The 12,373-nt window shown below is 37.0% G+C and carries 12 protein-coding genes; 9 read left to right on the plus strand and 3 right to left on the minus strand.

Going from position 1 to position 12,373, the window contains the following annotated elements; genetic code table 11:
• From G6053_RS17070 to mobA, 3 genes are all read right to left on the minus strand, one after another.
• Window positions 1-1,599 (minus strand): T9SS type A sorting domain-containing protein, encoded by a 1,599-nt coding sequence (locus G6053_RS17070; protein ID WP_165307392.1) that lies wholly within the window; start codon window positions 1,597-1,599, stop codon window positions 1-3.
• A 372-nt stretch (window positions 1,600-1,971) separates the two neighbouring features.
• A complete protein-coding gene (mobB, locus tag G6053_RS17075; RefSeq protein WP_165307394.1) occupies window positions 1,972-3,267 on the minus strand; it encodes a conjugal transfer protein MobB in 1,296 nt (431 codons plus the stop codon).
• Window positions 3,268-3,269: 2 nt separating this feature from the next.
• Window positions 3,270-3,707 (minus strand): conjugal transfer protein MobA, encoded by a 438-nt coding sequence (mobA, locus tag G6053_RS17080; protein ID WP_165307395.1) that lies wholly within the window; start codon window positions 3,705-3,707, stop codon window positions 3,270-3,272.
• A 783-nt stretch (window positions 3,708-4,490) separates the two neighbouring features.
• Between mobA and G6053_RS17085 the strand changes: the two genes are divergently transcribed.
• The 9 genes from G6053_RS17085 (at window position 4,491) to G6053_RS17125 (ending at window position 12,373) form a co-directional block, all read left to right on the plus strand.
• The gene (locus tag G6053_RS17085) at window positions 4,491-5,258 is read left to right on the plus strand and encodes a ParA family protein (RefSeq protein WP_165307397.1); all 768 of its coding nucleotides are present in this window, start codon (window positions 4,491-4,493) and stop codon (window positions 5,256-5,258) included.
• 4 nt (window positions 5,259-5,262) lie between these two features.
• Window positions 5,263-5,652, plus strand: coding sequence for a DUF3408 domain-containing protein (locus tag G6053_RS17090; RefSeq protein ID WP_165307398.1), 390 nt, complete (start codon window positions 5,263-5,265; stop codon window positions 5,650-5,652).
• 8 nt (window positions 5,653-5,660) lie between these two features.
• Window positions 5,661-5,933 (plus strand): DUF3408 domain-containing protein, encoded by a 273-nt coding sequence (locus G6053_RS17095; protein ID WP_165307400.1) that lies wholly within the window; start codon window positions 5,661-5,663, stop codon window positions 5,931-5,933.
• Entirely contained in the window at window positions 5,933-6,550 is a 618-nt protein-coding gene (locus G6053_RS17100) for a conjugal transfer protein TraD (protein ID WP_165307401.1), read from the plus strand. Before G6053_RS17095 ends, G6053_RS17100 begins: the two co-directional genes overlap by 1 nt.
• 174 nt (window positions 6,551-6,724) lie before the next feature.
• Window positions 6,725-8,269: a hypothetical protein gene (locus G6053_RS17105; RefSeq protein WP_165307402.1), complete on the plus strand. Its 1,545-nt coding sequence runs from the start codon at window positions 6,725-6,727 to the stop codon at window positions 8,267-8,269.
• 291 nt (window positions 8,270-8,560) lie between these two features.
• Window positions 8,561-8,866, plus strand: a complete 306-nt coding sequence (locus tag G6053_RS17110) for a DUF4134 domain-containing protein (RefSeq protein WP_165307404.1) — start codon at window positions 8,561-8,563, stop codon at window positions 8,864-8,866.
• A gap of 10 nt (window positions 8,867-8,876) precedes the next feature.
• Window positions 8,877-9,215, plus strand: a complete 339-nt coding sequence (locus G6053_RS17115) for a DUF4133 domain-containing protein (protein WP_165307405.1) — start codon at window positions 8,877-8,879, stop codon at window positions 9,213-9,215.
• Complete coding sequence (locus G6053_RS17120; protein ID WP_165307407.1) at window positions 9,212-11,719, plus strand: TraG family conjugative transposon ATPase; 2,508 nt, start codon at window positions 9,212-9,214, stop codon at window positions 11,717-11,719. Before G6053_RS17115 ends, G6053_RS17120 begins: the two co-directional genes overlap by 4 nt.
• Before the next feature lie 21 nt (window positions 11,720-11,740).
• Entirely contained in the window at window positions 11,741-12,373 is a 633-nt protein-coding gene (locus G6053_RS17125) for a DUF4141 domain-containing protein (protein ID WP_165307408.1), read from the plus strand.

The following is a 12,373-nucleotide window of genomic DNA, read 5'->3' on the forward strand; positions in this document are numbered from 1 at the left end:
TTACTTTTTAATCAATTTCGCATTCGCCGTTTTCTCGCTATCGGTTTTTATTACAATCAGATACGCTCCCTGAATGAGGTTCTGTGTATTGATCTTCGTTACCTTGTTCTTGGTTTTCAGACTCTGAAGCTGCCTTCCGCCCATATCATAAAGAACAATATCAGCTTCTTTAAAATCAAACCCTACCTCTACATAAGCATAATCTGAAACAGGATTAGGATAGATCTTTATATTCTGTTTTTCGATCAGTTGGTCAATCTGCTGATCTCCAAGTTTTACGATCTTCCAGTTCTCTTTTCCTAATTCTTCCGCACTTGTTCCTGCCAAAACGATCGAACCGTCTTTATTCATTTTCAGATCAGAAAGCCTTTCCTCTTTCTTTCTCGATTCTCCTTTTACATGTTTTCTCCACTGCTCGTTTCCGTCATTGTCGATATACAGCATCCAGAATGTTTCATCGTCAGCTTCAATTCTTCCTTCTGCCTGAGTGTAGCCTCCAAGTAAAACTCCTTTCGAATTCTTTCCATCTCCAGTGTTGATCACATTCATTCCCATCAGGATATCACGATTCTTAAAGTTGTAAGATTTCTGCCATTGCTCTTCACCTTTTGTGTTTAAAGAGATTAGCCAGATGTCTGTTCCTTCTTCAATTCCAACGGTTTTGTTTCCTGATTTCTCAGATCTAGATTCTCCACCAATGATATATCCCGATGAAGTAAAAGCCATTGTTCTCAAATGGTCATCACCTTTACCTCCAAAATTCGTTTCCCATTCTATTTTGTTGTCTTTACTAAGCTTTATTACCCAGTAATCCCCTTCGCCGAAATTCGCAGTAGTTTTTGCGTTAAATTGTGTTGTAACAGAATTTTCTTTATCATCACTCGTAGCGTTTTTATTTCCTGTAGCCGAGCTGCTTCTCGAATAAATACCCAATAAGGCACCTCCGTCTGGTGTTGGAATCATCTTTTCTACTTCATCTAATCCTTTTCCACCTAAAACTAATTCTGAAAGTACTTTTCCGTTTTTATCAATCCTTGTCACCGTCACATCTTTCGATCCGAAGCCATTGGAAGCATTTTGAATATTTCCTGCCACCATAAACCCAAAATCAGCAGTCTGAATCACAGATCTTGCTTCTTCATCCTGAGATGTTCCTAAAGTTTTCTGCCATAGTTCATCCCCGAATTCATTAATTCTGATCAGCCAGATATCAGATCCTCCTTTAGAAGCATTTTTTTTATCTAAACCTTTTCCTGAATGCGATGTCCCTGCCAAAAGAAATCCACCTTCCTGCGTAGCAACGGTTGCCGATAAAAAGTCATGGTTCTGTCCCGAGAAATACTTTTCCCAAACCTCTTCTCCTTGTTGATTGAGTTTGACTAAATGAAAATCATAGCCGTTGTTTTGTTTGTTTTCGGAACTGATTTTTTTAGATTGAATCGAGCTTCCAGTAATAAGGTATTGTTGATCGACCGTTGTGGTGACTTGTGAGAGAAAATCCTGAGTAGAGGACTTAATATCTTTCTGCCATACTACATCCTGAGCGCAGAGTAAAGAAACACTACCGATTAGCATTATACTCAAATAGAGCTTTTTCATAATTCGTATTTTAAGTAAAAATTTTTGCAAAATTAAACACATGGTTACAATTTTTTCTCAGGGAAAACCCTGAATTTATTTTGCGAAAATAAATCTGACAAACGACAAAACTTGACGTGTTTAAAAAAAGAAAATAGATAGATTAGATTATTTTTTTGGATCGAAACAGTTCGTAAATCTCTTTTTATAGATCAATTTCCTTTGGATGTATAGTAATAAAAAGTTTGGGATTTGATTAATCTTCCGAATGCCCTGTTCTTAATTCCATGTCTTTAGGAAAGCGTAAAAATTAGCTTGCATGCATACAATTAATAGATATTTGCACGCGCGTTGAATAAAATATCGAAAGGAAAGAATTCATTCGTTTAAAGCTTAAATTTTCTTTCTCTTGATCTTCTTTTTCTTTTTCATCCTATTCTCAAATGCCATCTCTTCATAATCATCACCATGACTGCTGGGAATTAATGAACCTATACCCTCTATAAAACTTTCTGTTAAATTTTCGAGTACTCCCCCATCGATAAAATCAAATAAGTGATGTAGGACATGATCTGAATCTGCAGTTTCAGTATTTTGATTTAATTCTAAATTGTGGAATTCCGAATCTTCATGGGAATGCACAAAACCTTCCTTCCAGTATTCATTAAAAACATTGGCAGAAAGTTCTTTCCCAAGCTGAGAACCATTCCATACGGTTCTATTCTCATGATCGATAAAGGTTACCCCATAAATACGCCCTTCTTTATTTTTGCGGACTACGACATTAATTCCATGTTCAACCAATTGATTCTTAAAATCTACCTCATTTTTTGTCAGATGCAAAACAGAGGAGCAGGTATTTTTTAATATAGATTTTGCAGGAGTAACTTTCATTGCCGTTTTACTGACTTCAAAATGATCATGTAAGGATTGCAACCCTGCCTGTTTCCCAAATAATGAAGCCTTAAAAGGATTGCTTGCTTTATCTCCATTCTCATCCAGGGCAAAATAAACAAGACCACTTTTGGATTGGCCATGAATCTCCCCTTTTACTTCTTCTGCGGAGATGTTAAAGAGGGATAGTAAAGCATTATAGGTTCCTAAAGTCTGATAGTGGTAATAATTTGGGATAAACCTTATTACCGCAGAGATTTGGCTTTTAATATCCCCTTTCTTATACTCGACTGGACTGAAAATTTTATCATTTCCCGTATGTTGTTTTTCAGTGGCAGGAATTAAACCATATTTATTTTCAAGATTACGGCAGACATCCATTGATCTTTTATGATCATTATAATCGGGTATTTTTTTACCATCTGCCTGAACACATGTAGTCACAATATGTAAATGTACCCGTTCAATATCCGTATGTTTGAATACAACATAGGGTTGATTCTTATACCCCATTTCATCCATGTAATCATTCGCAATCTTAATATAATCCACATTTGAGAGCGTATCTTTTGGGTCTGGATTTAAGGAAATGTGCCGAATTGTTTTTTCCGTTTTCCGATTTGCAGACAAATAAGGATCGAAACATTTGCTCAGGTAGCCTACGGAATATTTTCCATTTAAACTTTCCGGCATATTATTTAAGGAAATAATCTGACCATCTTCTTTCTCAACCTTTTGAAAATTGTATAGAATTACCCCATGTAAATTTGCTCCTTTTCCTATTTTTGCAATCATAATCAGTCTTCTTTTTCTAGATATTTTTTCTGAAATTCCAATGTAAGATCAATGATTTTTCGGGAGAGTTCTGCAAGTTCTGTCGTTTCCTTTTCCAATTTAAATAGATAGGCAGCAGCTTTTTTTTCTGAAAAATTACGATATAGAATCTTCACAATTTGATTATAATTGACACCTACAGCCCTAAACTGTCCATATAGATTTGTTAACCGTGTGTGATATTCCACGGCATTCATATCAATTCTCACTGTTTTTATTGTCTTTTCAAAAATGCAAGCTGTGATAAAATGCGCCATCACTTTCATTTCCGATTTCTCAAACAACGATAAAAAACGCTCATTTTCCGTTGCATTTAAACTTATGGAATACCGATGTTTGGCAGGATCATGTTTGGGTTTACGGCCTGACCTTATGATTTGATTTTTCTTTTGATTATCCATTTTCAAAAATTTTATGTTATGCATGAAAACCTCGACTTCGGAGAGAGTTTTTAAAGCCCCGCCAGGGCAAGTTGTTTTGAGCTGCGGAATATATTTCGAGCTGCTCAAAAGATAACTTGCTCCTTTCCGATGAAAGGATTCCGCCAGCAATGGCGGATGAAGTAAAAACCAAAAAAGACATTCTATTTTTCATATCCTTTGAAACTTAAAACGAACGTTTCTTATGTTATGCTTTCCAATGCCTTACAAAGTAATGACTACTTTTTCAAAGGCCTATTATAGTGCGGAAAGCCAAAAAGTGCCACACATCGCCAATCACTTCCACTGAGTACTAATGAACAAAAAATTGATTCTTCTTTGTGTCAGCAAGCATGATGAACTGTCAACAAGCACGTCATCTAGCTTGCATGAGTTCAAGCTGGCTATCCGATGAAAATTATTGCAGGCTCAGATGGGAGCAAGAATTCCGGACGGCTGAACTGCTCTGATTCGGTCAGGTCAGAAAACAAATAGGCAATCTACCTTGCACGCTTCTCTGAAAACAAGGACGTGCACTAGATAAATATCTTGAAAGCGCTCAAGACAGAGAGATTTAAAGCGGGAATGACTGCTTAATTGGCATCAGATCAGAATGGTTGCTGGCTGTGAGTCAGTTTAGCAAGCCGTCCGAAAAGAAGCGTTGCAAGCAAGATAATAAGATTGCCTTCATGGAATCAATAAGTCCAGCATGCTTGCCGCATAATGAACAGACAATTGCAAAAAATTAATATAAAAATTAGAAAAATGGAAAAAATGAAAAAAACACTATTTGTGGCCTTTTCAAGTCAAAAAGGCGGAGTCGGGAAAAGTACTTTTACAGCTATTTTAGCAAGTACTTTGCATTATAGAAACGGTTTTAATGTTGCTGTATTTGATTGTGATTATCCGCAACATAGTTTGGCTCAAATGAGACAAAGGGATCAAACTGCAATTATGCAAAATGAAATTTTTAAGAAGTTGGCATACCAGCAGTTTAGTACGATTAATAAGAAAGTATACCCCATTTTCCAGTGTAAACCAGAAGTAGCATTAAAAGAGGCAGAACAATTTCTACAAACCTCACCAGTCCATATTGACATCGTATTTTTTGATCTTCCTGGAACTGTTAACACACCGGGACTGCTAAGTACATTAGCAGGAATGAACCATATATTTTCTCCGATTACCGCAGATCGTGTTGTTCTCGAAAGTACGCTATCTTTTACTGATGTTATGACCAATGTTCTCATTAAGACCGGACACACATCAATTGAAACAATTAGACTCTTTTGGAATCAGGTTGATGGAAGAGAAAAATCAGTCCTTTACGACCATTACGATAAAATAATTTATGAATTAGGATTAACATTGATGGAAACTAGAGTTACAGACAGTAAACGATTTCGTAAAGAAAGTGAGTCTGAAGCCAAGACAGTCTTTCGGTCGACTCTGCTCCCACCGGACAAAAGACTTATTAAGTCCTGCAAGCTTGATATGTTTATCGAAGAGTTTTTAAAAACGATCAAACTGTAAGGATATGGATAAAAAAAATAATATTCCCAAAGTGGATGAAGAGTATTTGATGCAGGTTATGGCCGAAGGAACCCGGGATCCAAAACAGACGCAGACTGACAGTCCATCTGTAGAAGAAAAACCGGTAATAAAAGAAAAAGGCCGTAGCAAGAAACAGTCAGATTTATCGTATGGTGAACGCTTTCTTAAGAATCATTCAATGAATCGAAGAGGTGAAAAAAGCATCTACCTACGGCAAGAATATCATGAAAGGTTGTCACGGATCGTTCAAGTCATTGGTGATGATAAGATACCACTTTACGCTTATCTGGACAATATTTTGGAGCATCATTTCGAGGAATTTGAAAAGGCCATTACAGAGAACTTTAATGAAAAATTTAAGCCTATTTTTTAAATACTATTATGAAGAAAAAACAGAAAAACCCGTATAATCAAAGTCGCCGGGAGCTTTACGAACATCTATTTCTCAACAATAGATTTCCATTGGGACAGAAGGGCAAAGTGGTCTACATCAGACCAGAATTTCATGAAAGGTTGTTGCGAATCGTGCAATTAACAAAGGAAGAAAAAATAACGCTTTACTCCTATCTCGATAATGTTCTTGATTTGCATTTCAAAGAATATGGATTGGATATTACAGATTTTCATAACCAACGTTATAAACCAATTCTATAATGGACGTTTTAATTTTAACATGCCTATTAATAATAATTATCCTTTTGGTCAAGGATAAGGTTGTGATCAATAAAATCATCAAGAATCCGAACATTCCCAAAATGAATAATCCACAGGATTTAATAGGTAAATCTAAGTATGTCGAATGCCTTTCAATGCCAATTGATGCCATTAAAAGCCAAAAAGATAAAACAGAAAATAAAGAGGATAATTTTGAAGTAAGAACCAAGGGAGGGGTTTTAGAAGATACTATACCAGAAAAAAATTCAACTGAAATTACCGAAGAGGATAACATTGACCTTGAGGAAGAAGAAGAAGAATTTAAGAATACAGGAGTTCCATTGAAACGCAGAGGTTACGCCAGAGGAGTTTCCTTTCAAGAACTAAATTACGCGGGGCAGTTGTTACAGAACGATTTACTGGAACCTGCTTTAAGACAGAAAGCGGTAGCATTAGTTCATAAAATACAAGGTACCGAGCTGTTTCACCTAATGGAAAATTCTATGGATGGTACATCGCGCAAGATAGCAGATCTTTTGAATAAGAATCTGCCTGACGAGCCGGAATCCACTGACACTGGGAATAGTAATGATTTTGACATCGGGAAGTTCCTTTGAACTTCCCGATGTCTTTTTACAATTCAAAACATTGTATTTAGTGTAGTGGATGATCAAAAAACCATCCTAATTATGTCATTCACCGCCAAATGATTCCACAAAATTCATCTTTATTTCGAGCCATTAAATATCGGATCACATTTGCCAATAAAACAATAAATAATTCGATAAATTATGGAACAGAAAAATACAAAACTGCCGGAAATAGAGATTGAAGGAACAATCTTTCAATTTGACATTGAGGGTTTGGTTTTTATAGAAAAAGAAAAACCAAGCAATACGATTAGCTTAGTTTATATGGTAGATCATGGAACTCATTATTCGTTTGATTATAGTACTGTATCAAAGAATCATCATTCTATCAGACAAAGCTTAGATACAGATCAAATCCTAGATGTAATTTTTAACCCCAATAAACTTAATGATCCTGCGATTCTGGTTGAGATTCCACGTATCGCAGAACTAGATCCGCTAAGATTTAGCCAACGCTATGAATGTTCATTTAAAGAAATGACGGAAAAAACAGATTTTGAGCTGATGGTTGACCAAGATGCCTTTAGAAGGCGTACCGGTGGTGAAGCCGTTAAAGTTTCAATTGCTGGCAACCCCTTTGAGATTGATCCGGTTCACAATATATTGATATCTACAAATGGTAAGGAAGATATCAATCTCAATAACTTACGCGACTATTATGATTCGAAACTTTTAGAATATCATATTTTCTATGATATACAAACTGGAAAAACACTGGATGTATTAAATGAAGGACATATAGGAAATGATAGTGTTAGATTGGTTATCGTGCCAGATGTTGCATTCCTTGATCCAATAGGTAAAAATCGAGCTGCAAATTTACCGGACAGATTCGGTCTTCCCTATTTCAATTTAAATATGCATCATGATCTTGTGATTAGCAAAAATGAAATTGACCAAGAAATCAACGTATACAAAAATGCATTGGGACAATCTGAACTACATTTTGACAACACGACATTTTTAGTAGATATACAAAAGTTTGAGCTGCGCGACAAACATGACCCGACGAATGTGATTCCCTTATCGGAAATGTGTGAATGTGACAGCGCTTATAAATTTAAATACAATCGTAAAGAATTTGAAATTCCTGAATTTGTTTCGTTAGATCCTGAAGGAATGGCAAAGAAATACAATGTCTCCATTCAGGAAGTTCAGGCACATGATGATTTTCATTTTATGGTTGATCAAGAGGCGTATAATTTGCGGATGAACGGTAAATTACCGACAATTGACCTTGACGGTCATACATTTACAGTAGATATGCGGATGAATATGCTACGTTCTGCAAGTGATTTTCATTCCAAGGGAATCAATTTTGATGACATCGATCATTATTATTCAGAAGAAAGAGATGCCTATATTATACCTTATGACCCCAAAAAAAGAGAGTTTCGAGAATTAGATTACGATAATCTTTTTAATATTCCTACTGACCTTATTGCTGTTGAGTTTCCCTTTCAAACAAAACTAGATCCTATTGGCTGGAACCGCGAAGGGGGGTATAATCTAAAAGACGATTTAAAATGGATCGGTGTTAAGAGTCATTTTATTGCGAAGGTCATACCTTGGGAGCAGACTTATATTGTTGATATAATCAATGACAATAAGGAGGAACGTAAAATGAAAGAGGATAATCACAAGAAGAATAATCCCACCAATCAGAACAAAGGAAGAAAGATGTAATGCTATACTTTAAAATAACTGATAAAGTGCCAAATCATAGATTTGGCACTTTTTATTTTTTAAGATTTTATGGGGCTACTAAACTCAAAAAATACTTTACGAAAAACAGATACCAATTCTAACTAGCCAAGATTGTTAGAATTTTTGACAAATCCAACCAAACAAAAAGCCACTTAACGCCAAATAACGCCTCTGATTTCCAGATTAAATAGGCGCCCTGATTTCTATCTCACATTTGCCATGTAAGCCTGCAAGGTGCAGGAAAAGAATAACAAAAAATTCGTTTAAATCATGGAAAAACAAAGAAAAAGAATTTGGCTGACAGCAGTATTAATGCTATCAACAGTTGGTGCATTTGCACAGGGTAACGGACAGGGCGGCATTCAGGAAGCAACGCAGATGATCACAGGTTACTTTGACCCGGCGACCAAGCTTGTATATGCCATTGGCGCTGTAGTTGGGCTAATTGGAGGTGTAAAAGTTTACAACAAGTTCAGCAGCGGTGACCCCGACACAAGTAAGACTGCGGCAAGCTGGTTTGGCGCATGCATTTTCCTTATTGTAGCAGCTACCATTTTAAGGTCATTCTTCCTCTAAACCAGCATCTATGAAAAGTTTTAATATCAATAAAGGTGTTGGACGTTCAGTTGAATTCAAAGGACTTAAGGCCCAATATCTATTCATTTTTGCCGGTGGGCTTCTCGGTGCATTGATTTTTGTGATGATCCTGTATATGATGGGTGTTAATTCATACATCTGCCTATTTTTTGGAAGTGCGGGTTCCTCTCTTATCATCTGGCAGACATTCGCCCTGAATGGTAAATATGGCGAACATGGGTTAATGAAAGTCGCCTCAAAAAAAAGGCATCCACGATTCATTGTAAATCGCAAACCAATCAGGCGCTATTTAAAATCAAAGTTGAATTCCAAATCCATCCAATTATGAGAAATATGTTAAAGACAATGACTTTAGAATCAAAGTTCCCCCTGCTCGCAGTAGAAGATAATTGTATCATCTCAAAAGATGCAGATATTACAGTATGTTTTAGAGTGGTCTTACCTGAACTTTTTACGGTAGCATCTGCTGAATATGAAGCGATCCACTCGGCTTGGTACAAGGCAATAAAAACCCTTCCTGATTATTCTATCATTCATAAACAAGACTGGTTTATCAAGGAAAATTATGAGCCGGATATCACCCAGGACGGACTTAGTTTTTTGGGAAAGTCCTATCAGCAGCACTTTAACGAACGTCCTTTTTTGAACCATTACTGCTATCTTTTTTTAACAAAAACCACAAAAGAAAGGATGAGAATGCAGAGCAATTTTAGTTCACTCTGCAAAGGAGTATTGATTCCTAAAGAAATACGTGACAAAGAAAATATCCATCGCTTTATGGAATCTGTGTCGCAGTTTGAAAGGATATTGAACGATAGTGGTTTTATAGAAGTTGAAAGACTTACTGCAGAAGAAATAACAGGCTCAGATGACCAGCAAGGACTTTTGGATCAATACTTTACCCTTTCGAGGGATAAAGATGCACCTTTACAGGATCTTTCTTTGGGAAATGAAGAAGTCCGTATCGGAAATAAAAGGCTCTGTTTACACACCTTGTCTGATACGGATGATCTACCAAGTACGGTCTCGATAGATACCCGTTACGAGAAGTTGTCTACGGATCGCAGTGATTGCTTATTATCTTTCGCCTCACCTGTCGGGCTACTTTTAAATTGTAACCACATCTATAACCAATATCTTTTTTTGGATAATTCAGATGATAATCTTCGAAAATTTGAGAAATCTGCCCGCAACATGCATTCCTTGGCAAAATATAGCCGATCCAATCAAATCAATAGAGAATGGCTGGAGAAGTATTTAAACGAAGCCCACTCCTTTGGTCGTTCTTCGATAAGAGCACATTTTAATGTCATGGCGTGGGCAGATGATCCATCTGAACTCAAACGGGTAAAAAATGATACCGGTAGTGCATTGGCATTAATGGAATGCAAGCCGAGACATAACACGGTGGACGTCGCTACGCTTTTTTGGGCGGGTATGCCGGGCAATTCAGGTGATTTTCCAAGTGAAGAGAGTTTTTACACGTTTATCGAACCTTCACTTTGTTTTTTCACAGAAGAAACAAACTATTGGAATTCACCGTCACCTTTCGGAATTAAGATGGCGGATCGCCTGACAGGAAAGCCAATACATCTGGACATCTCAGATCTACCTATGCGCCGTGGGATAATTACCAATCGAAATAAGTTTATTCTCGGTCCATCTGGTTCAGGAAAATCCTTTTTCACAAACCATATGGTTAGACAATATTGGGAACAGGGTTCCCATGTTCTGCTGATCGATACCGGAAACTCCTATCAGGGACTTTGCGAAATGATCAAGGGAAAAACGAAGGGCGATGATGGTGTCTATTTTACCTATACCGAAGATAATCCAATCTCATTTAATCCCTTTTACACCGACGACAACGTATTTGATATTGAGAAACGTGAGAGTATAAAAACATTGATCTTAACGCTTTGGAAAAGAGACGATGAAGCTCCGAAACGTTCCGAAGAAGTGGCATTGTCCAACGCCGTGAGTGGATATATTGATCACATTAAAACCAGTGAGGTTATGCCTTCATTCAATGGCTTTTATGAGTATGTCAAAACTGAGTATAAAAAAATATTGAAAGCAAAAGAAGTCCGTGAAAAGGACTTTGACCTTGCCAATTTTTTAAACGTTCTGGAGCCCTACTACAGGGGTGGTGAGTACGACTACCTGTTAAATTCCGAGAAGGAGCTTGATTTACTCAATAAGAGGTTCATTGTCTTTGAGATTGATGCGATTAAGGATCACAAGATACTTTTTCCGATCATAACTATCATCATCATGGAGACTTTCATTAATAAAATGAGGCGGTTAAAGGGTATCAGAAAACTAATTTTAATAGAAGAAGCTTGGAAAGCGATAGCAAAAGAGGGCTTCGCCGAGTATATAAAATATCTCTTTAAGACGGTTAGAAAATTCTTTGGGGAGGCCATTGTCGTGACACAAGAGGTGGATGACATTATTCATTCACCAGTGGTTAAAGAGACCATCATTAACAATTCAGATTGCAAGATCCTTCTCGATCAGCGTAAGTACATGAACAAATTTGATGATATCCAAGCCATGCTCGGCCTGACTGAAAAAGAGAAATCCCAAATTCTCTCCATCAATATGAACAACGATCCCAGCAGAAAATACAAGGAGGTCTGGATCGGACTTGGGGGTACACATTCAGCAGTTTATGCGACGGAAGTTTCAATGGCTGAATACTATGCTTATACCACAGAGGAAACTGAAAAGCTCGAAGTTATGCAATTAGCTGAGGAGCTCGACGGAAACGTCGAACAGGCGATCAAACGTATCGTCCTTAAAAAGACCGAAAATCAACATAATAATTAATCATTTTAAATTTTTAGAACAATGAAAAAACTCATTTTCATGGTGATGATGGTATTCACATTTGCTATCTCACCGCAAGCAAGAGCCCAATGGGTAGTTACTGACCCGACCAACCTGGCTTCAGGAATTGTCAACAGCGCCAATGAAATCGTACAGACGTCATCAACTGTTTCCAATGTTGTCAAAAATTTCAATGAGGTCAAACGGGTTTACGAACAAGGGAAAGAATACTACGACAAGTTGAAAGCAGTCAATAACCTGGTTAAGGATGCAAGAAAAGTGCAACAGACTGTCCTATTGGTAGGTGATGTTTCAGAAATGTACGTTACCAATTTTGACAAAATGATGAATGACCCCAATTTCAAACCCAATGAATTAGCGTCCATCGCAAACGGATATTCTGCACTACTGAACGAAAGCACAGAGCTTTTGAAAGATCTCAAGCAGATTATTTCTGCTAATGGTCTTTCCCTCAATGATAAGGAAAGAATGGAGGTTATCGACCAGGTTTATAAGGAGGTCAAAGAATACCATGCACTTGTCAAATACTTCACCAACAAAAACATTTCGGTAAGTATCATACGTGCTAAGAAGAAGAACAATACCAAACGAGTTTTAGAGCTCTATGGAAATCCAGATCAAAAATATTGGTAA

Source organism: Sphingobacterium sp. DR205 (assembly GCF_011064245.1).
GTDB classification, from domain to species: domain Bacteria; phylum Bacteroidota; class Bacteroidia; order Sphingobacteriales; family Sphingobacteriaceae; genus Sphingobacterium; species Sphingobacterium athyrii.

What these genes read in the sequence shown, in the direction of transcription:
- G6053_RS17110 (WP_165307404.1), top strand. Translation starts at nt 8,561, where the DNA reads ATGGAAAAACAAAGAAAAAGAATTTGGCTGACAGCAGTATTAATGCTA.
- G6053_RS17085 (WP_165307397.1), top strand. Translation starts at nt 4,491, where the DNA reads ATGGAAAAAATGAAAAAAACACTATTTGTGGCCTTTTCAAGTCAAAAA.
- G6053_RS17125 (WP_165307408.1), top strand. Translation starts at nt 11,741, where the DNA reads ATGAAAAAACTCATTTTCATGGTGATGATGGTATTCACATTTGCTATC.
- mobB (WP_165307394.1), bottom strand. Translation starts at nt 3,267, where the DNA reads ATGATTGCAAAAATAGGAAAAGGAGCAAATTTACATGGGGTAATTCTA.
- mobA (WP_165307395.1), bottom strand. Translation starts at nt 3,707, where the DNA reads ATGGATAATCAAAAGAAAAATCAAATCATAAGGTCAGGCCGTAAACCC.
- G6053_RS17100 (WP_165307401.1), top strand. Translation starts at nt 5,933, where the DNA reads ATGGACGTTTTAATTTTAACATGCCTATTAATAATAATTATCCTTTTG.
- G6053_RS17070 (WP_165307392.1), bottom strand. Translation starts at nt 1,599, where the DNA reads ATGAAAAAGCTCTATTTGAGTATAATGCTAATCGGTAGTGTTTCTTTA.
- G6053_RS17095 (WP_165307400.1), top strand. Translation starts at nt 5,661, where the DNA reads ATGAAGAAAAAACAGAAAAACCCGTATAATCAAAGTCGCCGGGAGCTT.
- G6053_RS17105 (WP_165307402.1), top strand. Translation starts at nt 6,725, where the DNA reads ATGGAACAGAAAAATACAAAACTGCCGGAAATAGAGATTGAAGGAACA.
- G6053_RS17115 (WP_165307405.1), top strand. Translation starts at nt 8,877, where the DNA reads ATGAAAAGTTTTAATATCAATAAAGGTGTTGGACGTTCAGTTGAATTC.
- G6053_RS17120 (WP_165307407.1), top strand. Translation starts at nt 9,212, where the DNA reads ATGAGAAATATGTTAAAGACAATGACTTTAGAATCAAAGTTCCCCCTG.
- G6053_RS17090 (WP_165307398.1), top strand. Translation starts at nt 5,263, where the DNA reads ATGGATAAAAAAAATAATATTCCCAAAGTGGATGAAGAGTATTTGATG.